Consider the following 26,464-nt stretch of genomic DNA (forward strand, 5'->3'; position numbering starts at 1 on the left):
TCCTCCTAAAAACCGTTATCACAGGATATTCGGAACTTTAATCATTCCGTCTTCATGCTCTTTTACGCCCGCTAACATTTCGTCCCGATCCAATACATCTTGTGGGACGTCTTCCCGAAGCACGTTGAATAGCTGCAACGGATGAGTCATCGGCTCTATATTAGTTGTATCAACTTCTTTTAATACATCTCCAAATTCCACAAGATCGGAAATGATTTCAGAAAACACTTCCGCCTCTTGATCTGAAAAGGCGATTCTTGCAAAATTCGCGAAGTATTGTACGTCTTCTGGCGTAAATTTCGTCATTTGATTTCCTCCCCAATTGCAATTGTACGACTTATCATACCACCTTAGCGGTATGTTGAAAAGCTACTGCGCATCCATTGCACCTCGGTGCTGGCGCCATTTGTCATCTTATATTCAATAATCGTAAATGTGGATGAACGGTTCATCATCCCCGGCCTCCTTGACAATTAGCGCTTCCGGACCATTTACCGAAGTGATACTAACCTCAATATCGATATTCGGAAAATACTTGATAATGTGATCTGCTAAAAACTGTGTGAAACCGATGACTTCACTCTTCCCAAAAAATTGAATTGGTATATCAATAGAAATGGATTCCATACGATTTTCTTTGAAAAAAGCTTTTCCAATTACATTTACAAAGCTAGAAAAATATTCATCGATATCTTGTTTGAAGTTGCTGAACGATCTATTGATTTCAATATAATTGTCGATATCCGCGGGAGCGGGAAGCACGACATACCGCTCATTCACTTTTTTCCACCCAGAAGCTGATGATTTTCCTTTGTCAGCAAAAGCAGTTGCGAAATAAGTTCCCGGAACAATCGCATTTCTTTTTTCTTGTTTGAACAGGCCGACGACGATCGGAATATCCTGGAATCCCTCTTTTGCGCGTAGCCTGCTGACAATTTTGTCAGCCATGGCAATGCCTTGTTTTTCGAGTTCCGCGTCAGATATCGTCGTCTCGTTCCCGCCTTTATCGTAATGGACGGAATTTAAAGCGAGTCCAATCGAAACGCCAGATAAACGTACTTTCTTATCGTCCGTCATCGTCAAATAGTTTTGTTCGATAATATGCGCCAAATAGATCGGTTTCTCTTCAGCATCTTCGCCTTTTGCTTCGGGCGGGTTCAAGCCTTGTTCATTCACCGAGCTTCTGGCAAGCCATGCCCGTGCTGTCGCTGCATCGATATACTGTCCTTCTTGGAAGAGATAATTTTTCGTGTCGAAGTGCTGGGCGGATAATCGCAATAACCCTTCCTCTGCTTCCCCAATATCGTATTTCGTATAAATATTGCTCACGACAAGGCCACGGCTTGCGCTCTTCTTGAGAGGGGTAAGCACTTTGTAATATTCATCATCCACTTGGACGTTTGGAATCATGACTGTTTCTTCAACTTGCTCCTCATTTTCCTGGATGACTTCCTCTTTGTTAGGTCCGATTGACGGTAGACAGCCGCCCAACAAAAGGACGGCAGCAATAGAGGGTAGTATAAATAGCCTTTTCATTCAAAATTACTCCTTTTCGCCGAGCGCGTCGACCAACTCTGTTTCGTTCCACACCGTAATTCCGAGTTCTTCCGCCTTCGCAAGCTTCGATCCGGCTTCTTCCCCCGCGATGACGAGATCCGTCTTTTTGCTGACACTCCCGCTTACTTTCCCGCCGAGCGCTTCTATCCGTTCTTTCGCTTCGTTGCGCGTCAGTATCGAAAGCTTGCCCGTCAACACTACCGTTTTTCCGGCGAACGGTCCTTCAGTCGGAATCTCTTGGCGCGTTCTGCCTTTATAGTCCATATTCACGCCATACGATTCCAGCTTTCTAAGCACTTCCAATACATCTTCATTATTGAAAAATTGGATGACCGCGTCCGCTACTTTGTCGCCGATCTCATGGATTGACGTAAGCCGTTCCGCATCCGCCTTCGCGAGTTTCTCCATCGTGCCGAATTCCTCAGATAAGATGTGCGCCGCCTTTTCCCCGACATGCCGAATTCCAAGTCCGAACAGCAGCTTCTCCAATGAGTTGGACTTCGAAGCTTCAATCGCTGTCAATAAATTCGTCGCTGACTTCTCTCCCATCCGCTCAAGAGATAACAGCTGTTCTTTCGTCAAACCGTAAAGGTCTGCAACGTCATGAACGAGACCTGACGTATACAACTGATCGACGACCCGCTCGCCAATCCCTTCAATATTCATCGCATTGCGTGAAACGAAATGGATGAGCGCCTCCTTCATCTGCGCAGGACATTGTGGATTCACGCAACGGAGCGCCACTTCCCCTTCTATCCTGACAAGTTCAGAATCGCAGACAGGACAATTGTCGGGCATGTGATAAGGTTCTTCATGGCCTGAACGCTGCTCGATCAATACACTGACGACTTCTGGAATAATATCCCCAGCTTTCCGGATGACAACCGCATCGCCGATACGTATATCCTTTTCACGAATAAGATCTTCATTATGGAGGGATGCTCTAGCAACAGTCGTTCCGGCTACTCGGACCGGCTCCAAAATGGCGGTCGGTGTGACAACACCCGTCCTCCCGACACTTAACTCGATATCAAGGAGCTTTGTATGCACTTCTTCCGCAGGGAATTTATAGGCGGTCGCCCAACGTGGACTTTTTGCCGTAAAGCCCAATTGTTCCTGGTCTTCATAGTTATCCACTTTAATGACGATGCCATCGATTTCATAATCAAGATCCTGCCTTTGATCCTGCCAAGAATCTATATATGCGATTACGTCTTCAATTGTTTTGCACCGTTTGCTCTTCTTATTCGTTTCGAATCCGATCGACGCTAAATAATCGAGCGAATCGGAGTGGCTATCCTGCCCGTAAGCAGCACCGTCACCGCCAACACCGTATATGAATACAGCAAGATTACGGCTCGCGGCTATTTTCGGATCCAATTGGCGAAGTGAGCCTGCCGCTGCATTCCTTGGATTCGCAAATGGCTCTTCTCCGTTTTCATCCCGTGTCTCATTCAATTTCATAAATGATTTTTTCGGCATATACGCTTCTCCGCGCACTTCGATCGTAACCGGTTCGGTGAGCTTCAATGGAATAGTCCGGATCGTCTTCAAGTTGGCAGTTATGTCCTCTCCAACCGTCCCATCTCCCCGTGTAGAACCTTGAACGAACATGCCATTTTCATATTTCAATGAAACGGCGAGGCCGTCAATCTTCAATTCACAAATATATGAGACTTGACCTGCCCCCGCTTGTACCCGTCTATCAAAATCGCGGATATCCTCTTCGTTAAAAACATTCGAAAGGCTCAACATCGGATACTCATGGACGACTTTGCTGAAACCTTCTAGAACTTCCCCTCCAACACGCTGTGTAGGCGAATCAGGGAAGATCAGATCCGGATTCGTCGCCTCAATGGAGAGCAATTCCTGCATAAGGCTATCGTAGACGGAGTCCGGCACAATCGGCCGGTCTTGCACGTAATAGGCGTGTCCGTACTCTTTAAGCAGTTCATTGAGTTCCTGTACTCGTTTCTCGGCAGCTTTTCGATCTATGTTAAGATCCATTCTTTCCTCTCCTTACGCTTTTTCTATCGGTGCGAATTTGGCAAGGAGCCGTTTGATGCCGACCGGTTCCGGGAATGCGATATCGAGCTCCAGATCGTCTTCTTTCCCTTTTACACTGACGACCATGCCTGTCCCCCAAGATTTATGGGTCGCCTTGTCGCCAGCTTTCCAGCCCATCTTTTCTCCGCCGCTTGATTTATAAATCGGCCTTTTTACAGCAGGTCGCACCGGTGCTTCCTGTCTTGCATATCCGCCATAAGAAAAGCCTTGATTATTATTCGATGTCACTTCTATGATTTCATCTGAGATCTCGTTCAGGAAACGAGATGGATTATTGAAACTCGAGCGGCCGAACAATGTCCGGTAAGCAGCGCAAGTTAAATAGAGCCGGCGTTCCGCACGGGTGATTGCAACGTAGGCAAGCCGACGTTCTTCTTCCATTTCTTCGTCGTCACCGATCGATCTTGCATGAGGGAAGATGTTTTCTTCCATGCCGATGACGAAGACGACCGGAAATTCGAGACCTTTTGCTGCATGCATCGTCATAAGGACGATTTTTTCTGTTGATTGGTTCTCTTCTTTATCCAAAGAATCGATGTCGGCAATTAAAGCAAGGTCTGTCAGGAATGCGACGAGCGAGCGGTCGCCTTCCTCTTCTTCTGCCCTCTTTTCGAAAGCTTCCGTAACAGAGAGAAATTCCTCGATATTTTCCAATCGACTTTCTGATTCAATCGTCTTCTCACGAATGAGCATATCCCGATATCCCGTTTTCTCCAACACTTGCTCCACGAGTTCTGATACGGATAAGTATTCCTGCATTTGCGTAAATCCAGCTATCATATCTCTGAACTTCGAAGCTTCGTTCGCAGCTCTTGCTGTCAGACCCATGAAGTGCACTTCCTGCAACGCGTCAAATACCGATCTATCGTTTTCGATCGCAAATTGCGCCATTCTTTCAAAAGAAGTCGCGCCGATGCTTCTTTTCGGTTCGTTGATAATACGAGCCAAAGCCAAGTCGTCATCATTATTTGCAATCAAACGCAAATAAGCGAGTAAGTCTTTAATCTCTTTTCGATCATAGAACTTCGTGCCGCCGACGATTGTGTAATCCAAGTTGGATTTCACGAGATATTCCTCGATGACACGTGATTGCGCGTTCGTTCTATACAATATCGCGAACTGATCAAGCCTTAAGTTTTCGCTTTCTTTCAGTTCGATAATCTGCTGAACGATGAACTGGGATTCGTCTTTTTCATCAGATGCCTTATAGATCGTGATCGAATCACCCTCAGCATTCTCAGTACGCAGCTTTTTGTCGTAGCGGCTTCTGTTGTTCTGGATAACATCGTTCGCCGCCTGCAAGATCGTTTTTGTCGAACGGTAATTTTGTTCAAGTAAAATGACCGTTGCATCTTTATAATCCTTTTCGAAAGATAGGATATTGCCGATATCAGCACCGCGCCATCTGTAGATGGATTGATCGGAATCACCGACGACGCAAAGATTCCGGAATTTCGCCGCTAGCATATTGACTAGGCGGTATTGTGCATTGTTCGTATCCTGATATTCATCGACATGGATATATTGGAATTTATTTTGATAAAATTCGAGGACTTCAGGGACGCGTTCGAATAACTTGAGAGTCATCATAATGAGGTCGTCAAAATCGAGCGATTGGTTTTGTCTCAGCTTTTTCGTATAGCCTTCGTAAACAGTCGCAATCGTCTTTTCATAAGGGTTATGCGGATTGATTTGCCCGCTATACGTATCCGCATCGATGCATTCATTTTTCGCCGAGCTGATTGCACCTAGCATTGCACGTGGATCGTATTGTTTCGGATCAATATTTCGCTCCTTCAATACATTTTTAATGGCTGTCAATTGGTCGGAGGAGTCGAGGATTGTGAAGCTTTTCGAAATTCCTATACGATCGATGTCCCTCCGTAAAATGCGGACGCACATCGAGTGGAATGTCGACACCCACATCCTGTCGCCAGAGCCGGTGCCGAGCAAACCATCGATCCTTTCCCGCATTTCTCGGGCTGCTTTGTTCGTAAATGTGATCGCTAAAACATTGGAAGGATACACGCCTTTTTCGACGATCAAATACGCAATCCGATGTGTCAGCACCCTCGTTTTCCCGGAGCCTGCGCCTGCCATGATGAGCAGCGGTCCTTCCGTCTTTTTTACTGCGCGGGCTTGTTCGGGGTTCATGCCGACAAGCAGATTTTCCGCGATTTCTTTCATACGTAATCCCGCCTTCCAAAGAACATTTGTTCCTTATTATACCGTAAATTATGTCAATGGGATACCGATTTTACTGCTTCGACAGTCGAAAGGGCAGCCTTAAAGTCTTCGTAAATAATATTGCCGACGATAACCGTATCAGCTATTTCAGCCATCATTTTCGCGTCCTCCACATTCCGGATTCCGCCGCCGTAAAATAACCGCGTCTTTTCGAGGACTCGTGCGGCTGCTCTCACAATTGCCGGATCTCCAAGCGTTCCGCTATATTCCACATAAAATACAGGTAGATTGAATAGATGCTCCGCCATCCGCGCATAGGCGACGACATCTTCTTCGTCTGGAGCTTCTATAACGCCTGTAAGTTTCGCTGCCTTGCATTCGGTATTTACAATTACATAGCCTTCTGCAATGACTTCATCCCAATTCATCATATGGCCATATTCTTTCAAGGCCTCTTGGTGAATGCCGTTTACCCACTTCGTGTCGGTCGAGTTCAGAACTGTCGGGATGAAATAATAATCGAACCCCATCGTCACCGAATCGACAGTTGACACTTCAAGCGCGACAGGTACTGAGAAGCGCCGGATGCGTGCCAACAAGTCGAGGACATTTTCGAGCGTCACGCCATCCGTGCCGCCGATGATAATGCCATCCGTTCCGGATTCCGCAAGCTGCTCAAGCTCTTCGTCCGCCAATCGTTTGGCGGGATCCACTTTAAAGGCGTGGCGCCATGTTTTATAGTCCATTTTGTCTACCACCTAATTTTTCAATTGCATATTGGATGCACCCCATTCTCATGGAGCGTCTGCTATTCAACAGTATACCAAAAAAACGGACGGATTTCTCCGCCCGTCCCGAGTATAGACAAAGTCGTTTTTGACTTTGATTCATGGATTTTCAGCCTACTTCTTATCGTCATTCTCCGCAAGCTCTGGATAGAGGCGGTCCAACACTGTGTTATAGCCGCCGGATCCATAATCTACGCAACGCCTTACCCTTGAGATCGTCGCAGTGCTTGCACCCGTTTCATTTTGAATCCGGTCATACGTCTTTTTCTGCCTCAAAGCATGGGCAACTTCCAAACGCTGAGCCAACGATTGCAGCTCGCTCATCGTCGCAAGATCGTCGAAGAACTTGTAACATTCCTCAAGATCTTTCAATTCCAAGATGGCTTTGAATAACTGATCCGTTTGTTCACTCCGGATTTTATCAATTTGCATAAGTTTCCCCCTCTTTCACTGCTTAAGGTGTGTACGTGACAGATTTTGAAATTCCGGTATACGTAGGGATAATATGGATCCACGTCTTGCCGGGAACAAGTTTTGCAGGAACTCCATTTTCCATTGGTACAAGGAAGCCTTCGACGTTTCTCCATTCCAGCTCTTTCACGTTGCCAGCTTGAAAAAGGAGCGCTTTGCCGCCGCTTTCAATATCGACAGATTGTCTTCCGACATTGTCGATTGTACGGTGGTCCGCTTCCATGACGATAATATTGGAAAGTCCGACTTGTTCTCCGTTCGCTTTATCCAACGTAAGTATTCCATTCACCGTCCGGTTGTACGTTTCCGTTCCCGGATCGTATGAAAACGTATTGATGAAATCCTGACTAGAGCTAAAGCGGACAACAATCATCGATGCACTATCCCCTATTTTAGCATCCTCTACCGATTCATGGAAAGTAAATGGAGGTGTCTTTGCGATTTCATCTGATGCCCCGACCTTTTCCATTGCAGCTACTATGTTTTCACCGGTTATATATGAGTTATGAGGAGCTTTGCGTTCACTCGATCTTTTAAATAAAGTTCCGTCATATTGCATGCCATTTACATTGTCGACATACCTGTTTGCTAGCAGCTTTTGTGCATCGGGGCTATAGCCATGGGCAACGTAAAATGCATCCATCCCTTTTGCAAGATAAATGAAATAGTCACGCGCACTTCGGATCGGACCGACCGTTTCCGGCAATTCGCTTTGGAACAACGCTAAAAACCTCGTAACATTCCCTTCCGCCATGAACTCATAAATGATGTCCGCCTGGCTTATGCCCGATTGCGGTCTTGCATGGGGATGATTATTAATCGTTGCAAGCACTGGTCTCGCCCATTTTTCTTCCTCGCTTAACATGCCGGTGAATGGCTCCTGGTAAAGGAGTGATCCCTCTTCCTCAGGCTCCTCGATCGGCTCTTCTTCAGTTTCGACTTCTTCTATCTCTTCCGGCTCCGGAACAATCTCTTCCGCGCCGGCTTTCTCTTTTTTTGAACACGCAGACAGCAACAGCAACATGATGGCTAAGGCTAGCAGCCATCCTCCCTTTTTCCCTTTCATCCGTTCCTCCTATCTTTCCGTTGCCGGAATGATTACTTCATTTTTCATAACGTGATAGAGTCCGACTTGAGTCGCCCGTATGTACGGCAAGTGGGTCGACTGCAGGAACAGGAATGTATAGACCGCATCACCATGCTTGTATCCCCGATCCGCCAATGCCTGTTTCAATGCAACTTCCTGGTCAATCAATACTTCCATACGCTCAGCTGATAGACCTCCTCCGATTGGCAACGGTATTGAGGCAGCAATTTCGCCGTCCTCCACAAGCACCATGCCGCCCTTCATCCGCTTCATTTCCCGGAAGGCAAGCAGCATTTCGTTCTTGTCCTTTCCAATCAGGATAATATCACCAGTGTTGGAGTAGGAGGAGGCAAGGCCTTGCACGTGATTGGCGAAGCCTTTAATGACGGTATTCACCCGCCACTTTCCATGTCGATCAATGAGCATAAGGAAGCTTTCATCATGTTCCGATGATAGCTCTTCCACCGACAAGTCAAGGCTTACTTCATACGGCTTTGTAATAACGTCATTCACCATTTCAATGCCAACTGCATCGTTGAAGTCAAAATCCTTTTCATCCAAATCGAAATCCGGGACGAATTCCGAAACGAGCGACCAATCCACTTGTTTGAACGGTTCTGTCGATGCGTTTTCGCGCTTCAGCCATTTCCCTTTTGACAAAACGTCTGTCGGCACTGGATTCCTCTCATCTTCGAGGAAGTTGAGTGTCGCATATCTTCCCGTCGCGATGACGCCGTGCAGATCATCGACGCCGTAATAGCGGGCTACGTTATAAGATGCCATTAAATACGCATCAATCGGCTCCACCCCTCCATCGAGCGCCACTTGGATACACTTGTCCATGACGCCGTCAATATGGAAGGAAGGCGTCGAGCCGTCCGTCGTCATCATGAGATGGTCGAAGACGTCCAACTCCTTGTCGATGATTCCTTTCAATAAATCAGGCAAATCCGGTCGGATCGATGAATGGCGCAAGGTCGCCGCGTATCCTTGCAACAGGCGCGACTCCACTTCATCAGCTGTCATCGCTTCATGATCGCCGTCAGCCCCGAGCAGCTTCATTCTCGCAAGCGTCCGTTCGGAAGCACCCGGGAAGTGGCCTTCGATCTTTTTCCCCGCTTTTTTCGCGGCATTGACAGACGCCGTCATTTCGGGATCGCCGTTCATGAGACGCGGCCATCCTGTCAGCTCGCCGCCCATCAGCACGTCGTCACGCTTCAGCCATTCAGCGATCGCCTCCAGGTTGAACACTTCCCTTTCATTTTGCAAAACCGTTTGGGAATCAAACCTAGCCCACCAATAAAAGGAAAATGGCAACTCATTCAATTGGGAGATCAGCTTGAATGCCCTTTCATTTCCAAGCAGCAGGAAGAACGTCAAGTTGTCTGACAAAAATGTCGTCGTTCCGAGTATTCCTGCATAGTCCGCGAATGTTTCCGGGTTGTACAGCTGGAATGGGTGGACATGCGGTTCGATATAGCCGGGAACGATTTTTTTGCCGGTTGCATCGATGATTTCCGCGCCTTCCGTCATGGCCGGCATTCTGCCTCCCGCATAGACGATCCGATCGCCTTGAATCCAAATATTCCCTGTCACCCATTTCTTAAAGATGGAATGAAGATATGTTGCATGCTGAATAATTAGGTCTGGCGCTTCTTTGCCATTGATAATTCCGAGTTGCTTTTGTATTTCATGTTGCTCCCACATTTGGATAAACCCCTTTTGAAGATTTTTCTATATTTTTATCGTAGCATAGCATCCAATTGAAATATAGATGTTTTAGTTCATTTGAATGAAATTTCAGTCGCATCCAGTACATGTATCATTTGCAGACATTCGGGAACGCTAACGGCAAACTATCTAATGTGCCTCATATGAAAGGAGTGTTGGAAATGACTGAAAAGCAAGCCCCTCCTTTACTTACTGAATTGGCTAAAAAATTCAAGCCTTCGGACGATGTCATTCAAACGCCTTTACAAATAAAAGGCCAAACTGCGTTTCTCTTCTATATAAAATCCGTCGTGGATGGCGATAAGTTGCAACAGACGGTCATCAAACCTTTTTTTGAAATGGCTTCAGAGGAAGACTTTGCATCGTATATTCAATCGATGCCGAATCGAGTCGATCTTCCAAAAATAGATAAGCTGCTCGTATTGATCAGTGCCGGAAGTGTGATCATTGCAGTTGGCGACAACTTATTTCTACTTGAACTACGCCTCATCAAGAACAATGAAGTACAAGACACCACATTGGAACCGACAATTCATGGGCCCCAAAAAGGTTTAAGCGAAGATATTGAAACGACGATCAATCTCATTAGGCAACGGTATCATCGCGCCACATTAAAAATTGAAGATATCCATGTCAAGGAAACGTCCAATACAGCTGTCGCCCTATTGTATGACAGTGATCGTGTCGATCCGCAAATGCTGAAGAAGCTAAGGGAGAGGCTTGAAGAAATCCAAACGCCATTGTTCCAATCCGGCGGAGAGCTCCAACACTTCCTGAACAAAAGTAAATTCACACTGTTCCCGACGACGCTTGTGACGGAACGCCCCGATAGAATCGTCTACAATTTGGTCGCCGGTAAAGTCATCATCGCAATTGACGGAAGCCCGAATGTCATCGTTGCCCCTGTCATTTTTTTCGACTTCATGTCTTCCATGGAAGACAATTACCACGTTTCTGCCATATCGGGTTTCACGATTTTATTACGCTATTTCGGTTTGTTCACTTGTATTTTGCTTCCAAGCTTATATATAGCGATGACATCCTACAACCCGGATATCCTGAGAATTGAATTGGCCCTCACAGTTGCGGGCAGTCGGATCGGCGTGCCATATCCTTCGTTCATTGAAGTGATTTTCATGCTTGTCTTCATGGAACTGCTGACGGAAGCAAGCATGCGATTGCCGAAAGCGGTAAGCGGCACCGCCACAACTGTCGGCGGCCTGATTTTAGGGACTGCGGCAACGGAGGCTGCGCTCACTTCGACTATTATGGTCATTATCGTATCGGCAGTCGCCATCTCCACATTCGTCATTCCGATAAACGAAATGAGTTTTGCTGTGAGGGTCGTAAGATTTCTCTTAATTATTTACACCACTTTGTTCGGGATGGTCGGCTTGCTGCTCGGTTTCATGGGAATCATCATGTTAATGGTGAACAAGGAAAGCTTAGGCTGTCCTTATTTACGGATCCCTTGGAAAAGCAAGAATGAAGAATTGGAGGCAGGACAATAAATGAGCCGCTTCCTCTTCTATTTGATTTTGATCAATATGATTACAAATATGGTGTCCATTACACCACGGATTCTAATTGTCGGAAGCAATACGGGAACTGTCCTCTCCTTAGTTCTCGCACTCATAATAGGCATGATATTCACATATATCCTTGTCATTCTCTTCAGTCGTTTCCCTGGGCAAGGCTTGCCGGAAATTTTGAATGCATACACACCTAAATGGTTTGCAACACCCGTTCTTCTTTTTTTTGCTGTAGCTTGGTATATCGCAGGATTGTTCACTCTCATCATTTACACATTTATCATTAACCGTTTTCTCACACCTGAGATGTCAATGTATACAGTTATATTGACATTTGTGGCTATCGTCACCTATGGCATCTGCATGGGCACGAAAAATATCTTATACATGGGTGAAATCATTTTCATCCTTATCGTTCCACTCATTTTTTTTATTCAACTAAAAGGATATATGACTCCCGAGCTCAATTGGGATTATATTCGAGTCGCTTTAATGGAAGTAAATCACCTTCCGGATTATAGCGCCTTTACATCTTCTCTATTTATCGTCATAGGGACTGCAAACTTGGTAATATTCAATCGCTTTTTTACGAAATTGAAAAAGCCGAGTGGCAAAGGAATGGCCCTTCTGACATTCATTTGTGCATACATCCTTGCGACGACTTATTTCCTTCCAATCGGTATTGGAGGGTTCGATTCCTTGGATAACGCTCTATATCCATGGATTATGACAAGTGATTCATTGCGAATGAAATTTGGGATTATTGAAAGGGTCGTATTCATTTTCATTGGTGCTTTTTTGGCACTTGGCGTCGTCAGTATGATTATCCATTGGCATGTTTCAATCAAATTGCTATCAAGCGTTGTTTATTTCAAAAAGTTTAATTGGAAATCGTACAATTTGACTCTTCCTTTTTTCATCGTCATCTTCTGGGGGATTGCAATCATATCGACTAAAACAGTAACAGTTTACGGGCTTTTTAAATCAGTTGAAGCGTTTGATAACTTCGGCCTGCCCTTCATGCTGCTTTTGCTGGTCAGCTGTCTGCTTTTAGCGAGGAAAGGGGCTGCTTCCAAATGGCGGGAAAGCAAAAAGTAAGGAAGGCTTGCCTTGTTGCCATTTTGGTCACATTGCTGCTGCAGGCAGGCTGTGCATTTAAAGATATCGATAAAAGAATATTCGTTGTCGCAATCGGCATCGATCCTTCCGATAAAGTGAAGAACGGCTTTAGGGTGACATTGAAACTGGCAAAGCCAATAGGCGACGTTAAAGCTGCGCCATCCCCTTCTTTTGCCTATATATCGAATGATGCCGAATCCGTGGCAGAAGCTATACATGGAATAGAAACCCGTGTTGATAAAACATTGGAGTTCGGCCATAGTAAAATCATTGTTATGCATAAAGATTTGATTGCGAGGGATATTGATACATTCATGGATTTTTTCACAAGGCGCGGCGATATACAAATGATTTCCTATGTAGCTGTGGCTGAAAAAACCGCCGAAGATGTCGTGTCCTTTGAACCGTTAATTGAAACACCTACATCAATTGCTTTATATAACTATTTCGATAATACCGGAACGGAAAGTCCTTTCGTCGTCACAACTTTCCTATTCGAGTTCAGGCGGGAAGTATTAGGCAAAGGAATTGATACAATCATGCCGATTATCGATATAGATGAGGACAATCAAGAATTTAAAGTGAATAAATCGATTGTGTTGAAGCCGGGAGAAAAACCGGTGGAGCTATCCGCAAATGAAACAAAACATTTCAACTCGCTTGTAAACAAGGCGCAAGGTTTCAGCTATAAAATTCAAGATGATGATATGACAATGGTTCTGAATCTCGATAAAGTGAACATGAACTATAAACTGCTTGTTGGCAATGGAGATCCGAGGATTGAGATGAACGTAACGAAGGTTGGCGTCATCGGCGAATCCAGTCATCGGTTAAGTGTCAGTCAATTAGAGAAGTATAATAAGTTCGCGTCTGAGGAATTAAAAAAAGAAGTGATGGGTTTGTTGACAAAGCTCCAGGAAAATAATGTTGATCCGATCGGGTTCGGATTGCGCTACCGGGCGACAAGGCTATCACGAAAAGACATCATGGATGAATGGGACCGCATCTATCCAGAAATCAAGTTTACTGTCAATATGAAGATTGAACTGAAGAGCACTGGAGCGATTGAATAGAAACAAAATCCGCCTGATAGCACGGTTGAACCGCCTAAAGCGGAGATCACTAGAGGTATATGTAAAAAAGGGGTGTCACAGAAAACTATTCTGGACAACCCCTTTTCTTAGTTGCTTCGAAATGCACGCCAGCCGATATCCGTCCGGTAGAAAAATCCATTCCATTCAACTTGATTCAATTGATTGTAAACTTGGTCACGTGCATCTTCCAATGTTTTCGCCTTCGCAGCGGCTAGCAGAACTCGTCCGCCGTTTCCGACAAAACGGTCGTCTTCGGCTTTCGTTCCCGCATGGAAGATTTCGACGCCGTGAAGCTGGTTGAAGTCCGGCAGTTTTGCACCTTTTACAACATCGCCAGGATAGCCGTCCGACGCAATGACGACGCCGAACATCGCTTCGTCATGCCATTTCAATTCAAACGGCTCTTTATTCATAAGTGCCATCATGAACTCCCCGAAATCGGAAGCCATTCTTGGCAAGACTACCTGTGTTTCCGGATCGCCGAAACGTGCATTGAACTCGATGACTTTCGGTCCTTCTTCCGTCAAAATGAGGCCCGCATATAGGATACCTGTGAACGGCGTCCCTTCTTCCGTCATGGCGCGGACTGTCGGAACGACGACTTTCTCGAACGCTTCTTCAATGACATGCTTCGGAATATGCGGAACCGGGGAATACGCGCCCATCCCGCCCGTGTTCGGCCCTCTATCGCCATCATACGCACGCTTATGATCTTGCGCGATGACCATCGGGTAGATCTGCCCGTCATGGACGAATGACATGTATGAGAACTCTTCGCCATCCAGGAATTCTTCGATGACGACGCGTGATGAGGACTCTCCGAACCGTTGATTGCCAATCATATCGTCAATCGCTTCAAGCGCTTCCTCCAATGTCATTGCAACAACGACGCCTTTCCCCGCCGCGAGACCGTCCGCTTTCACGACAATCGGCGCTCCTTGCTGACGGATGAACGTCTTCGCTTCCTCTGCATCCGTGAACGTCCCATATGCAGCTGTAGGAATTCCGTACTTTTTCATCAAATCCTTCGCAAAAGACTTGCTGCCTTCAATTTGAGCAGCAGCCTTCGTCGGCCCGAAAATCCTCAATCCTTTATCGGAGAAGAAATCGACAATCCCTTCGGCTAATGGCTGCTCTGGACCTACGAATGTCAAGTCCACCCCTTGGTCTATGGCGAATGTAGCAAGTGATTCGAAATCAGTTGCATCGATTCCGATGCATTCTGCATCGTTTCGCATGCCGTCATTCCCAGGTGCGACAAATACTTGTGAAACGGACGGCGAATCGTTGAACTTCCTTGCAATCACGTGCTCCCGACCGCCGCTGCCGATGACGAGTACTTTCATCTGTATCTTCTCCTTCGATCAATGTTTGAAATGACGTACGCCTGTGAACACCATCGCAATGCCGTATTCATTAGCCTTCTTAATGGAATCTTCATCTTTTACAGATCCCCCAGGCTGGATGATGGCAGTAATGCCCGCTTTCGCCGCTGCTCCCACTGTATCGTCCATCGGGAAGAATGCGTCAGAAGCAAGCGCTGCACCGTTCGCACGGTCCCCTGCTTGTGTCAAAGCGATATTCGCTGCACCTACCCGATTCATTTGGCCAGCTCCAATGCCTAGCGTCCTTTGCGCATCCGAAACGACAATCGCATTCGATTTCACATGCTTGACGACTGCCCAACCGAGCTTGAGTGCTTCCCATTCCGGCTCTGTCGGCTCACGGTCCGTTGCAATTCGAATGTCTGCATCGGCGAATCCGAATGTGTCCGGCTGTTGCATGAGAAGTCCGCCTTCAACCGATACCGTATTCCAAGCATCTTTTGTATGTTGTTCGAACGGAATCGTCAACAGACGAATATTTTTCTTCTTTGTCAATAAATCAATTGCTTCAACCGTGAATGAAGGTGCGATGATGATTTCGAGGAAGATTCCTGAAAGCTTTTCCGCCGTCTCCGCATCCACTTCACGGTTCAGCGCAATGATGCCTCCAAAGATGGAAACCGGGTCAGCTTCATAAGCTTTATTGAACGCCTCGGCGACCGTTTCACCGACACCAACACCGCAAGGGTTCATATGCTTTACTGCCACTGCAGCTGGTTGGTTGAATTCCTTGACGATTTGGATCGCTGCGTTCGCGTCTTGGATATTATTATAAGAGAGCTCTTTGCCGTGCAATTGCTCTGCGCTCGCGATAGAGAAGTCCGAACCGAGTGGACGGCTGTAGAATGCCGCTTTCTGATGCGGGTTTTCCCCGTAGCGGAGCGGCTGTTTCAACTCGTATGTAAACGTTACTTGCTCAGGGAATTCTTCACCTGCTAGATCGGTCAAATATCCGGAAATGAGTGCATCGTATGCTGCAGTATGACGGAAAACCTTCGCTGCTAGACGTCTGCGTGTGTCGAGAGTCGTTTGCCCTTCTGTTTGCAACTCTTCAAGCACTTGACGATAATCTGCTGCATCGACGATAACTGTGACATAGGCATGGTTTTTCGCGGATGCGCGAAGCATTGCCGGTCCGCCGATGTCGATGTTTTCAATGGCATCATCGACAGAAACGTCTGGTTTTAAAATTGTCTCTTTGAATGGGTAAAGATTCACGCAGACAATATGAATCGGCTGAATGCCATGTTCTGTCATTTGCGCTTGATGTGCAGCATCATCCTGCTTTGCAAGAAGTCCCCCATGAATCATCGGGTTGAGCGTTTTCACCCGTCCTTCCATAATTTCAGGGAAGCCCGTCACTTCGTCAACCGCCGTCACTGGGACGCCGTTTTCTTTCAAATGCTTCATTGTCCCGCCTGTTGACAGAATTTCGTATTCCAATTTTGCAAGCGCCTGTGCAAATTCCAAAATCCCGTTTTTGTCTGAGACACTGAGCAATGCCCGTTTTTTCACGAATGAACCCCTCCGTTGGTTAAAATCAATCTCTGCAATGTTTCTTTATAAATGACATGCTCCACCGCATGAATCGCTTGTGCTGTCAATTTCTCGTCACCTTCAACGACAGGAACCGCAACTTGCGCGAGGATCGGCCCTGTGTCCATTCCTTCATCGACAAGATGGACAGTGACGCCCGTCAGCTTCACACCGTGAGCGATCGCCTGTCCGATTGCATCCTTGCCAGGGAATGAAGGTAGCAAGGATGGATGAATATTGACGATGCGTGAAGGATAGGCGGCTAATAAAGTCGGTCCAATTAGCCGCATATATCCTGCCAGCGCAATCCATTCAACGCCTTCTTCGCGTAAAATATCGAGTACCGCTTCCTCATAGGCTTGCTTAGTAGAAAAAGCTTTCGGCTCCAACCCAACGACTCGGATATCTGTCTGCCTAGCGCGCTCCACGACGAACGATGCGGGTTTATCCGTTAACACAAGGACGATTTCCGCATCCAACTCGCCTGTGCGACTCGCAGTCTCAAGTGCTGCAAAATTGCTGCCGCTGCCTGAAGCGAATACCGCGATTTTTGCTTTTTCCTTCATTCTGCCAAGCTCCCATCATGGCTTCCTTTGAAAACGACTCCCGATCCACTTACAACACGACCAATTTCATATGCTTCTTCGCCGTGCTCAGCAGCAATTTGAATGGCTCGCTTCGCTTGCTCAGCAGGGAGTGCAATAACGAAGCCGATGCCCATATTAAAGACGCTATACATGTCTTTATCTTGAAGTTCGCCTTTCACTTTCAGCATTTTGAATACTGGCAGTACAGGCCATGAGCCAAGGTCAATTTCGACGCCGAATCCTTCTCCGAACATCCTCGGAAGGTTTTCATAAAATCCACCGCCGGTAATATGCCCCATGGAATGGACATCGAGCTCCTCATGAATTTGCATGACCGGCTTCGCGTAGATCTTCGTCGGCTCAAGCAAAGCCGATCCAACCTTGCCGAGTTCCTCGAATCCAGCAATATACTCGTCAAGTCCATATCCTTGCTCTTCAAGAACGATCTGACGGACGAGTGAGAAACCGTTCGAGTGTATGCCGCTAGATGCGATGCCGACGAGAACATCCCCTTCAGCTACTTTCTCCCCTGTGATGACTTTGCTCTTTTCGCACGCACCGACCGCAAACCCTGCCAAATCATATTCTTCAACGTCGTAGAGTCCAGGCATTTCAGCTGTCTCTCCGCCGATCAACGCTGCTCCCGACTGAACGCATCCATCCGCGATGCCTTTAACGATCGCCTCAACCTTTTCAGGGACCGCTTTTCCGAGTGCGATGTAATCCAAGAAATAAAGAGGCTCTGCGCCTTGCGCAACGATATCATTCACACACATCGCGACGCAGTCAATGCCGATCGTATCGTGCTTATCTGCAAGAAAGGCCAATTTCAATTTCGTGCCGACGCCGTCCGTTCCCGAAATGAGCACAGGCTCTTTATAATTAAGCTCTGAAAGATCGAACATTCCTCCGAATCCTCCGAATGCGCCAGCAACCCCAATACGTGCAGTACGAGCTACATGAGACTTCATTCGCTCGACGGATTCATAGCCCGCCTCGATATTCACTCCCGCTTTTTCATACGCCTTTGACATGGAAAGTCCTCCTTATCGCCCAATTTCTTTTTCGTGAGGCAATACTGTATCCGCATAGATTTCTGTCGGATATTCACCTGTGAAGCACGCGAGACATTGTCCGCAATTTTTCATATCAGACGGTCTCCCGATTGCTTTCAACATCCCTTCCGCCGATAGGAATGTCAATGAATCCGCGCCGATCATTTCCCGTACTTCATCTACAGAACGCCCTGTCGCAATCAATTCAGAATCCGTGCTAATATCTACGCCGTAAAAACATGGGTTGACGAGCGGAGGCGCGGCGATGACGACATGAACCTCTTTTGCACCGGCTTCCCGCAACATATTGACAATCCGTTTTGATGTCGTCCCGCGAACAATCGAATCATCGACCATGACGACGCGCTTCCCTTCGACGACTTGGTGCACCGGAGAAAGCTTCATCTTCACGCCTCTTTCGCGCATCGCTTGTGTCGGTTGGATGAACGTCCTGCCGACATACCTGTTTTTAATCAACCCTAATTCATATGGAATGCCGCTTTCTTCCGAAAATCCGATCGCTGCAGAAATACTCGAATCCGGAACCCCTGTCACGACATCCGCTTCAATGTTGACTTCCCTTGCAAGCTGCTTGCCGCATCGTTTCCTTGCCATATGAATATTTATACCGTCGATATCCGAATCCGGTCTTGAGAAGTAGACGTATTCCATCGAGCATATTGCCCGGTCCGCCGGTTCCGCGAATCGATCGGAATGCATCCCTTTGTCATTAATCACGACTAATTCACCAGGCTCAACCGACCGGATCGTTTCCGCTCCAATCAAATCGAACGCGCAAGTTTCAGATGCCACAACCCATGCATCACCCAATTTCCCGAGGGACAAAGGACGTAAACCATTCGGATCTTGTGCGACGAGCAAGCCTTCCTCCGTTAAGACGACGAATGCAAAAGCACCTTTCAACATCGACAACGCTTTTTTTACACGATCACGCTGTGTCAATGAACCGCTGCTGCTACGTTTAATCAAATGGGCGAGCACTTCCGTATCAGACGTCGTTTGAAAAATACTGCCTTGCTTTTCAAGACTTTCCTTCAAATCTTTTGCGTTGACTAAGTTGCCGTTATGCGCAATTGCCAAACTGCCTGTCATGGAACGGAAGACGAGCGGCTGTACATTTTCCGCTCCTCTTCCTTCCTCTGTCGTATAGCGGACTTGTCCGATAGCGGCACGTCCCGTCAAGCCTTTCAGCGCATCACCGGAAAACACATCATTCACTAGGCCTTCGCCTTTGACGACATGAAGCCCTTTGCCATTCTTTGTGACAATCCCTGCGCCTTCCTGCCCGCGGTGCTGCAGCGCATGCAAGCCGTAATAGCTTATTTGCGCCGCATCTTCATGCCCCCAAATGCCGAACACTCCGCATTCTTCATTCAGGCCTCTGAGTTCAGCAAGCATGGAATTGCCCCTTTCCAAGCAGAACGGAATTCTTCCACCGTCCCGTCAATTAAAACCGTATCGTTATCGCCTTTGATGACGATTTTATTTTGGTCGGTAACTGTACCGATTTTTGTAGCATCGTTCACAATCGCTTCAAAAGCAGTCGCCAGTTCCTCTTTCACCGTTACAAGGAAACGCGATTGTGTTTCACTGAATAAAGCCGTCACTGCTGAACCAGAAACAGTCACTTCCGCTCCAAGGCCATCCGCATCGAAGGCCTTCTCGCAAAGTGCAACTGCGAAGCCTCCTTCCGACAAATCGGTAGCCGATTGGACGAGCTTGCTTTGGATCGCTTTCAATAATGCGTTTTGACGGGATACTTCCACTTCCAAATCAATTGCAGGCGCTTTCCCGAAAATTTCCCCATGAACCATTTGCTGAAGTTCGCTGCCTCCAAATTCTGTTGCCGCTTCTCCAATTAGATAAATAGCATCCCCTGCTTGTTTAAATGAAGTCGTCGTCACTTGGGACAAGTCATGAATGATTCCTACCAAGCCCATCGTCGGAGTCGGATAGACCGGGACGCCATTCACTTCATTCGACATAGATACGTTTCCGCCGATAATCGGTGCATTCAACGTACGGCACGCTGCTGCAATGCCGTCTGCCGACTTCTCAATTTGCCAGAACACTTCCGGCTTGTCTGGACTTCCGAAGTTCAAGCAGTCTGTTGCTGCAATTGGCTCTGCCCCTGAACAGATCAAGTTACGAGCCGCTTCTGCAACTGCAATCTTTCCACCTGTTTCTGGGTCGAGATAAATGTAACGGGAGTTGCAGTCTGCTGTCATCGCAAGTCCTTTATTCGTCCCGCGTACACGGATGACGCCTGCCGATGAACCAGGTGCAACGACTGTATTCGTTCTTGCTTGCGAATCGAATTGGTTGTACACCCACTCTTTCGACGCGATTGTCGGGCGTTGCAATAAAGCAGACAACGTCTCCTTCAAATCGCCGACAGCCGGTTCTTCATTTTCCATTGCTTGAAATTCTTTGAAGTACGCAGGCTCTTCCGACTTTTTATAATAAACGGGTGCATCCTCTGCAAGTGTATCCGCCAAGATTTCTGCAACTACATCGCCTTTATGGATAAGCCGAAGCATTTTGTCTTCTGTCACTTTCCCGATTGCCACCGCTTCCAACCCGTATCTCTTGCACATTTCGATGATTTCCTGCTCACGGCCCTGCTTGACGACGACGAGCATTCTCTCCTGTGACTCGGAAAGCATCATTTCATAAGCTGTCATGCCTTCCTCACGCTGTGGAACAAGATCCAAATTTAATTCCACGCCATAGCCAGCTTTCGAAGCCATTTCAGCAGATGATGAAGTAAGTCCTGCTGCACCCATGTCTTGTATGCCGATTAGTGCATCCGACTTCACAAGCTCAAGGCAAGCTTCCATAAGGAGCTTCTCCAGAAACGGATCACCTGCTTGCATGACCGGCAATTCTGCTTCTTTATCAACCGCGACTTCAGCAGACGACATCGTCGCACCATGGATTCCGTCCCGACCCGTTTTCGCACCGACGTATAAAACCGTATTGCCTACTCCGGATGCCAAGCCTTTCTGGATATCTTCATGATTCAATAAACCGACTGCCATCGCATTGACAAGCGGACGTTTCGAATAGCTATTGTCGAATTGGACTTCACCAGCAACCGTCGGGATGCCAATTGCATTTCCGTAACTTGCAATACCTGCAACCGCCTCTTCGAATAAATAACGGTCTCGTTCATCCGACAAGTCACCGAAACGCATCGAGTTCACAAGCGCTACTGGACGTGCGCCCATTGAAAAGACATCACGGATAATGCCGCCTGCACCAGTTGCAGCACCGATGAACGGTTCAATTGCTGAAGGAGAGTTATGTGATTCCAATTTGAAGACAGCCGCCTGATTGTCCCCTATATCGACAATTCCCGCTCCTTCCCCCGGACCTTGCAGCACGCGCGCACCTTCTGTGGGGAATTTACGCAATACCGGCTTTGAGCTTTTATAAGAACAATGTTCAGACCACATCGCCGAAAACAAACCTGTTTCCGTGTAATTCGGTAGACGTCCGATCATATCGACTGCACGATCGAACTCCTCATCGGTCATTCCCATTTGGCGATACAATTTTTCATCTTTGATTTGCTGAGCTGTTGGTTCATGCATGGTTGACATTCTTCTCACTCCAGTTCTTCAGAATTGATCGGAATAAAGGCAAGCCGTCCGTACCACCGATAATTTCCTCCACCGCGCGTTCAGGAAGCGGCATCATGCCGAGGACATTTCCTTCTTCATTTAAAACGCCTGCGATTTTCTCCACACTGCCATCCGGATTGCCGTCTTCGTATGTAAAGACGATGCGACCTTGCTCTTTCAATTGCTCTACAGTAGCTGCATCTACATAATAATTCCCATACTCGTGGGCGAAAGGAAGTGTAATTTGCTGCCCTTGTTCATAAATGCTCGTGAATATTGATTTTGAATTTTGAACAGTGAGCTGCGCATTGCCGTTTCTGAATTTCAAGCCTTTATTCCGCAAGAAGGCACCTGGAAGGATACCAGCCTCGACTAGGATTTGAAAACCGTTTCCTACGCCAAGCACGGGCTTGCCGGAAGCGACGAATGCTTTCAAACTGTGAATTGATTTAGAGCTTTGGGCAAGCGCACCTGGGCGTAAATAATCTCCATAGGATGCACCCGTCGGAATGACAACAGCATCGAAGTTGCCCAAATTGGCGTCCTGATGGTTGACGATTTCCGCTCCGGCGCCAACTATATCCAAAAGGGCGTGATACATGTCCACATCACAGCTAGACCCGGGAAAACTTAATATAGCGAACCTCATTTGCCCGCAACCTCCCCGATTTCAAAGCTGTAGTTCTCGATCACTTTATTGACAAGAAGCTTATCGCACATTTCTTTCACACGCGTTTCGATTTCACTGGCTGTTCCTGATAGTTCTAGCTCAATCAGTTTTCCGATACGTACGCTTTCAACTTCGTTGAAGCCTAATGTGTGAAGTGCCTCCTGAGCTGCAATTCCTTGTGGATCAACAACACTTTCGCGCAATGTTACGTAAACGTTCACTTTTGTCATGTCAATTTCCTCCCGAATGGATAAAGTTTGGTTTCGAATTTGTGTATAAATTTCAAGCCCAAATGCCTGTAGACTCTATTTCTTCCAACGTCTTTTCTAAACAATCGGTCATGATGGTCACATGCCCCATCTTCCTTTTTTCTTTCGCTTCGGCCTTCCCGTACAGATGGACGGACCAATCAGGATAATTCATAATCACTTTCTTCAAAGGCACTATATGCTCCCCGAGCACATTCACCATAATGGATGGAGCCCATAGCTTCGGCTTGCGTAAAGGCCATCCGCACACTGCGCGGATATGCTGATGAAACTGCGATACATTGCATGCCTCAATCGAGTAATGCCCTGAATTATGAGGACGCGGTGCAAGTTCATTGATGACAATTTCATCATTTTCTAACACGAACATTTCGACCGCAAGCGTTCCAACAAGATGTAAATGATCTGCGATTTGTTTCGCTGCATCTTCCGCTTTCGCCATAACAGTGCGAGCAACTCTTGCAGGAACAATCGACTCATGTAAAATATGATTCTTATGAATGTTTTCGGCGATAGGGAGACAATATGACTCCCCTTCTGGGTTGCGTTGGATAATGACGGATATCTCTGTCTTGAAAGGGACGTATGCTTCCGCAATGCATGCCGAATGGGCAAATAGCGGTTCCGCTAGTTCGATATCATCTGCCGAATCGAGCTTCACCTGCCCCTTTCCGTCATAGCCGCCGAAAGCGGTTTTTACGATACATGGGAAGCCGACCTGATCGATTTCTTGGATTAATTCATTGAATGAAGCCGCTGCGACATAATTTGCGACCGGCGCACCGGATGCTTTGATTTCAGCTTTTTCCGCTATGCGATTTTGAGTGATCCGGACTAGCTCAGCTCCTTGTGGAACATAAGCGATTTGGCTAAGACGCTCAAGCCCTTCGAAATCGATGTTTTCAAACTCATACGTGATAACATCACTTACTTCACCAAGTTCTTCAAGTGCCGCTTCGTCGTCATACGGGGCGACGATGCGAATATCAGCAATTTGGCCACATGGAGAATCTATTGTTGGATCGAGTACCGCTATTTTGTAACCTGCTTCCTTTGCTGCAAGTCCCATCATTCGACCAAGTTGGCCTCCACCGATAATGCCGATCGTCTGACCAGGTAAAATCGTCTTCATAGCAACTCACCACTGCTTTCCAATGCGGCATCCCGCATTTCCTCCCGACGTTTTTCAAGACGGTTATGCAGCTCTCGATCATGGACCGCTAAAAACTGTGCTGCAAGTAATCCGGCATTTGTAGCGCCCGCCTTGCCAATTGATACTGTGGCGACGGGAACCCCTCCAGGCATTTGAACGATAGATAGCAATGAATCCATTCCATTCAAAGCTTTTGATTGAACTGGAACGCCAATGACTGGTAATAACGTCTTCGCAGCGACCATTCCCGGAAGATGAGCGGCACCACCTGCACCGGCAACGATAACTTCAATCCCACGGTCCTTAGCTTGCTCTGCATATTCAAACATGAAATCCGGTGTCCGATGAGCTGAAACGACCTTCTTCTCATAATCAACACCGAGCTCGTCCAATATGTCACAAGTATGCTTCATCGTTTCCCAATCACTTTTACTTCCCATGATTACGCCGATTTTCGGTCCCATAGACAATCCGCTCCTTTTGAAACATGCTAAAATTCTTTACGTATGATTGTAATAAAAAAATCCTTGAATAAGCTGCCTTCCAAATGCATGGAAAGCAGGTCATTCAAGGATATTCGATAAGCGTCAAGATGAACGTATCCATTAGGCATGGCACACCCTTCGCTGAATCCTAAAAATCGCTTTCCCGCATAGTCCGGACATTTACGGTGTCCTGGTAGAGACGCTGAAGCCAATTCCTCAGCATATATGTGGGTTATGTAACTACACTCAGTGTAACAATTGGAATTGAATACGTCAATAAAAAATACGAACAATAGACATTTCGTTGTATCCATCGTTCGTGTAACAGTCAATTTATTCTTCCAAAATCCCTTTAAACTTAATCAACTGACGGATTGGGACAAACTCGCCATCCTTCTCTGTGAAAACCGGCTCCTCCATTCTGCCTGCCACACGATAACCAGCTGCGGTTAAACGATTCAAGCAATCCTCAATCGACTCGCCTTCTTCAACCTCAAACCATACCGTTTTCTTCTTTGCACTCATTTAAACAATTTCCCTCTCCTTACAGACTTCACCCAGAATCCTCCATGGATCGTTCTAGCCTCGTACGCAATAATAAACGCCTTCGGATCGATCTGTTTAATCGTTTCGTATAGTTTCAATTCATCTTTTCGGGGTGTCAAAATCTGCATCGCCGAGCGATTCCCTTCCAATCCATGCGCAGACCAATCGGTTACTCCATACCCTTTGTCCCGCAATAGTCTCGGCATCTCATAATCCACGCCCGCAGTAATGACATTCACAGTAATATAACCAAGCGCCAGCTTCTCCTCAATTTTAGAACCGACAATAACTCCGCTGCCGTACCCTAAAGCATACGCAATGATATTTTGTATTTCATTCAAATTATCCAACACTAAACCGAGACCTACAATATAAATGACAATCTCCACCATACTGACGAAGGCGGCAATATAACGATAACCTTTCAAAGTTAAAATCATCCGAATCGTAAAGAAAGATACATATACGATGTTAATGACAAATATGATCAATACCATTTTCATTCCGCAGCAAACCTCCCATGACTAGGTTGACCTCCATCGTATCGTGCAACGCTGTCGATTACAAGAATTTGATGTTATGGATGAGTCGAAGATTCAAGGCATCTGTTTAAATTTGGCGGTTGGTATATGGAGATATGATATTTTGGACGCGAGTGAGTTTGCTTTGAGTGGTGAGTGTAGTGATTTGGGCGTGGAGGTTGGCTATAGAGGCGCGGAGACTTGCTTTGGACGCGCGGCGGCTTGCTTTGGACGCGCGGTGACTTGCTTTGGACGCGCGGAGACTTACTTTGGACGCACGGTGACTTGCTTTGGACGCGCGGAGGCTTGCTTTGGACGCACGGAGGCTTGCTTTGGACGCGCGGTGACTTGCTTTGGACGCGCGGTGACTTGCTTTGGACGCGCGGTGACTTGCTTTGGACGCGCGGAGGCTTGCTTTGGACGCGCGGAGGCTTCCTTTGGACGCGCGGAGGCTTGCTTTGGACGCGCGGAGGCTTGCTAGTAAGTGGAGGAATTCCATTCATTTCTAAAAAAATATCCTTTTGCGGAATTTCAGTATGATTACAAATGCCAACACGCATCGAATGCCTTTGACACTCTTTAAGAAGTTATAAATGAAACGAAATAAATTTCAAACACAAAAAAACCATCCCCAAATGGGGATGGCATTTGCCCGGCGACGTCCTACTCTCACAGGGGGAAGCCCCCTACTACCATCGGCGCTGAAGAGCTTAACTTCCGTGTTCGGTATGGGAACGGGTGTGACCTCTTCGCCGTCGTCACCAGACTATGTATGAACGATGCTTGTTCGTTCAAAACCGGATAAAACCAACATTGTCGCTGAACTCAAGTTCAACCGTACTTTTGTAACTGATAAGGTTAAGTCCTCGATCGATTAGTATCCGTCAGCTGCACGTGTCACCACGCTTCCACCCCGGACCTATCCACCTCATCTTCTTTGAGGGATCTTACTTACAAATGTAATGGGAAATCTCATC

General features: G+C 46.9%; 24 protein-coding genes, 2 rRNA genes and 1 riboswitch. Of the genes, 4 read left to right on the top strand and 22 right to left on the bottom strand.

The window, feature by feature from the left end:
* Positions 1-18: 18 nt before the first annotated feature.
* The 8 genes from gatC to ACTHPA_RS17470 form a co-directional block, all read right to left on the bottom strand.
* A complete protein-coding gene (gatC, locus tag ACTHPA_RS17435; RefSeq protein WP_440502089.1) occupies positions 19-306 on the bottom strand; it encodes an Asp-tRNA(Asn)/Glu-tRNA(Gln) amidotransferase subunit GatC in 288 nt (95 codons plus the stop codon).
* A 114-nt stretch (positions 307-420) separates the two neighbouring features.
* Complete coding sequence (locus tag ACTHPA_RS17440) at positions 421-1,536, bottom strand: CamS family sex pheromone protein (RefSeq protein ID WP_440502091.1); 1,116 nt, start codon at positions 1,534-1,536, stop codon at positions 421-423.
* A 6-nt stretch (positions 1,537-1,542) separates the two neighbouring features.
* Entirely contained in the window at positions 1,543-3,564 is a 2,022-nt protein-coding gene (gene ligA / locus ACTHPA_RS17445; RefSeq protein WP_440502093.1) for an NAD-dependent DNA ligase LigA, read from the bottom strand.
* A gap of 12 nt (positions 3,565-3,576) precedes the next feature.
* Positions 3,577-5,811: a DNA helicase PcrA gene (pcrA, locus tag ACTHPA_RS17450; RefSeq protein WP_440502095.1), complete on the bottom strand. Its 2,235-nt coding sequence runs from the start codon at positions 5,809-5,811 to the stop codon at positions 3,577-3,579.
* A gap of 53 nt (positions 5,812-5,864) precedes the next feature.
* A complete protein-coding gene (locus ACTHPA_RS17455) occupies positions 5,865-6,557 on the bottom strand; it encodes a heptaprenylglyceryl phosphate synthase (RefSeq protein WP_440502097.1) in 693 nt (230 codons plus the stop codon).
* Positions 6,558-6,713: 156 nt separating this feature from the next.
* Complete coding sequence (locus ACTHPA_RS17460) at positions 6,714-7,031, bottom strand: YerC/YecD family TrpR-related protein (protein ID WP_440502099.1); 318 nt, start codon at positions 7,029-7,031, stop codon at positions 6,714-6,716.
* A gap of 22 nt (positions 7,032-7,053) precedes the next feature.
* Complete coding sequence (locus ACTHPA_RS17465) at positions 7,054-8,136, bottom strand: DUF3048 domain-containing protein (RefSeq protein ID WP_440502101.1); 1,083 nt, start codon at positions 8,134-8,136, stop codon at positions 7,054-7,056.
* A 9-nt stretch (positions 8,137-8,145) separates the two neighbouring features.
* The gene (locus ACTHPA_RS17470) at positions 8,146-9,864 is read right to left on the bottom strand and encodes an adenine deaminase C-terminal domain-containing protein (protein WP_440502103.1); all 1,719 of its coding nucleotides are present in this window, start codon (positions 9,862-9,864) and stop codon (positions 8,146-8,148) included.
* 185 nt (positions 9,865-10,049) lie between these two features.
* On the opposite strand from ACTHPA_RS17470, the gene ACTHPA_RS17475 reads away from it, so the two are divergent.
* From ACTHPA_RS17475 to ACTHPA_RS17485, 3 genes are read left to right on the top strand one after another with little or no spacing between them, the layout of a single operon-like run.
* Positions 10,050-11,399 (top strand): spore germination protein, encoded by a 1,350-nt coding sequence (locus ACTHPA_RS17475; protein WP_440502105.1) that lies wholly within the window; start codon positions 10,050-10,052, stop codon positions 11,397-11,399.
* Complete coding sequence (locus tag ACTHPA_RS17480; protein ID WP_440502107.1) at positions 11,400-12,518, top strand: GerAB/ArcD/ProY family transporter; 1,119 nt, start codon at positions 11,400-11,402, stop codon at positions 12,516-12,518.
* Positions 12,497-13,612 carry a Ger(x)C family spore germination protein gene (locus ACTHPA_RS17485; protein ID WP_440502109.1) on the top strand — a complete coding sequence of 372 codons (1,116 nt, stop codon included), beginning with the start codon at positions 12,497-12,499 and terminating at the stop codon, positions 13,610-13,612. Before ACTHPA_RS17480 ends, ACTHPA_RS17485 begins: the two co-directional genes overlap by 22 nt.
* 107 nt (positions 13,613-13,719) lie before the next feature.
* On the opposite strand, the gene purD is transcribed toward ACTHPA_RS17485, so the two are convergent.
* From purD to ACTHPA_RS17545, 12 genes are all read right to left on the bottom strand, one after another.
* Positions 13,720-14,979, bottom strand: coding sequence for a phosphoribosylamine--glycine ligase (gene purD / locus ACTHPA_RS17490; protein ID WP_440502110.1), 1,260 nt, complete (start codon positions 14,977-14,979; stop codon positions 13,720-13,722).
* An 18-nt stretch (positions 14,980-14,997) separates the two neighbouring features.
* Positions 14,998-16,533 (bottom strand): bifunctional phosphoribosylaminoimidazolecarboxamide formyltransferase/IMP cyclohydrolase, encoded by a 1,536-nt coding sequence (gene purH, locus ACTHPA_RS17495; RefSeq protein WP_440502112.1) that lies wholly within the window; start codon positions 16,531-16,533, stop codon positions 14,998-15,000.
* Positions 16,530-17,120 carry a phosphoribosylglycinamide formyltransferase gene (gene purN / locus ACTHPA_RS17500; RefSeq protein WP_440502114.1) on the bottom strand — a complete coding sequence of 197 codons (591 nt, stop codon included), beginning with the start codon at positions 17,118-17,120 and terminating at the stop codon, positions 16,530-16,532. Before purN ends, purH begins: the two co-directional genes overlap by 4 nt.
* Positions 17,117-18,175, bottom strand: coding sequence for a phosphoribosylformylglycinamidine cyclo-ligase (purM, locus tag ACTHPA_RS17505; protein WP_440502116.1), 1,059 nt, complete (start codon positions 18,173-18,175; stop codon positions 17,117-17,119). The genes purN and purM overlap by 4 nt, the downstream gene beginning before the upstream one ends.
* A gap of 12 nt (positions 18,176-18,187) precedes the next feature.
* The gene (purF, locus tag ACTHPA_RS17510) at positions 18,188-19,615 is read right to left on the bottom strand and encodes an amidophosphoribosyltransferase (protein ID WP_440502117.1); all 1,428 of its coding nucleotides are present in this window, start codon (positions 19,613-19,615) and stop codon (positions 18,188-18,190) included.
* Positions 19,591-21,822, bottom strand: coding sequence for a phosphoribosylformylglycinamidine synthase subunit PurL (purL, locus tag ACTHPA_RS17515; protein WP_440502119.1), 2,232 nt, complete (start codon positions 21,820-21,822; stop codon positions 19,591-19,593). Before purL ends, purF begins: the two co-directional genes overlap by 25 nt.
* On the bottom strand, positions 21,806-22,492 hold the full coding sequence (purQ, locus tag ACTHPA_RS17520; protein WP_440502121.1) for a phosphoribosylformylglycinamidine synthase subunit PurQ: 687 nt from the start codon (positions 22,490-22,492) through the stop codon (positions 21,806-21,808). The genes purL and purQ overlap by 17 nt, the downstream gene beginning before the upstream one ends.
* Positions 22,489-22,743 (bottom strand): phosphoribosylformylglycinamidine synthase subunit PurS, encoded by a 255-nt coding sequence (gene purS, locus ACTHPA_RS17525; RefSeq protein WP_440502122.1) that lies wholly within the window; start codon positions 22,741-22,743, stop codon positions 22,489-22,491. Before purS ends, purQ begins: the two co-directional genes overlap by 4 nt.
* Before the next feature lie 52 nt (positions 22,744-22,795).
* The gene (gene purK / locus ACTHPA_RS17530; RefSeq protein ID WP_440502124.1) at positions 22,796-23,914 is read right to left on the bottom strand and encodes a 5-(carboxyamino)imidazole ribonucleotide synthase; all 1,119 of its coding nucleotides are present in this window, start codon (positions 23,912-23,914) and stop codon (positions 22,796-22,798) included.
* Positions 23,911-24,399 carry a 5-(carboxyamino)imidazole ribonucleotide mutase gene (purE, locus tag ACTHPA_RS17535; protein WP_440502126.1) on the bottom strand — a complete coding sequence of 163 codons (489 nt, stop codon included), beginning with the start codon at positions 24,397-24,399 and terminating at the stop codon, positions 23,911-23,913. The genes purK and purE overlap by 4 nt, the downstream gene beginning before the upstream one ends.
* A gap of 169 nt (positions 24,400-24,568) precedes the next feature.
* A riboswitch (purine riboswitch) is annotated at positions 24,569-24,669 on the bottom strand.
* An 84-nt stretch (positions 24,670-24,753) separates the two neighbouring features.
* Positions 24,754-24,945: an NETI motif-containing protein gene (locus ACTHPA_RS17540; RefSeq protein WP_440502128.1), complete on the bottom strand. Its 192-nt coding sequence runs from the start codon at positions 24,943-24,945 to the stop codon at positions 24,754-24,756.
* Positions 24,942-25,469: a DUF2179 domain-containing protein gene (locus tag ACTHPA_RS17545; protein ID WP_440502130.1), complete on the bottom strand. Its 528-nt coding sequence runs from the start codon at positions 25,467-25,469 to the stop codon at positions 24,942-24,944. The genes ACTHPA_RS17540 and ACTHPA_RS17545 overlap by 4 nt, the downstream gene beginning before the upstream one ends.
* Before the next feature lie 219 nt (positions 25,470-25,688).
* Between ACTHPA_RS17545 and ACTHPA_RS17550 the strand changes: the two genes are divergently transcribed.
* Positions 25,689-26,027 carry a hypothetical protein gene (locus ACTHPA_RS17550; protein WP_440502132.1) on the top strand — a complete coding sequence of 113 codons (339 nt, stop codon included), beginning with the start codon at positions 25,689-25,691 and terminating at the stop codon, positions 26,025-26,027.
* 110 nt (positions 26,028-26,137) lie between these two features.
* Here ACTHPA_RS17550 and rrf read toward each other — a convergent pair.
* Both rrf and ACTHPA_RS17560 read right to left on the bottom strand, forming a co-directional pair.
* A 5S ribosomal RNA gene (gene rrf / locus ACTHPA_RS17555) occupies positions 26,138-26,253 on the bottom strand.
* Between the two features lie 88 nt (positions 26,254-26,341).
* Positions 26,342-26,464: ribosomal RNA gene (locus ACTHPA_RS17560) — 23S ribosomal RNA — on the bottom strand; the annotation flags it as partial.

It is taken from the genome of Sporosarcina sp. SAFN-015 (assembly GCF_051966875.1).
In the GTDB taxonomy this organism is placed as follows: domain Bacteria; phylum Bacillota; class Bacilli; order Bacillales_A; family Planococcaceae; genus Sporosarcina.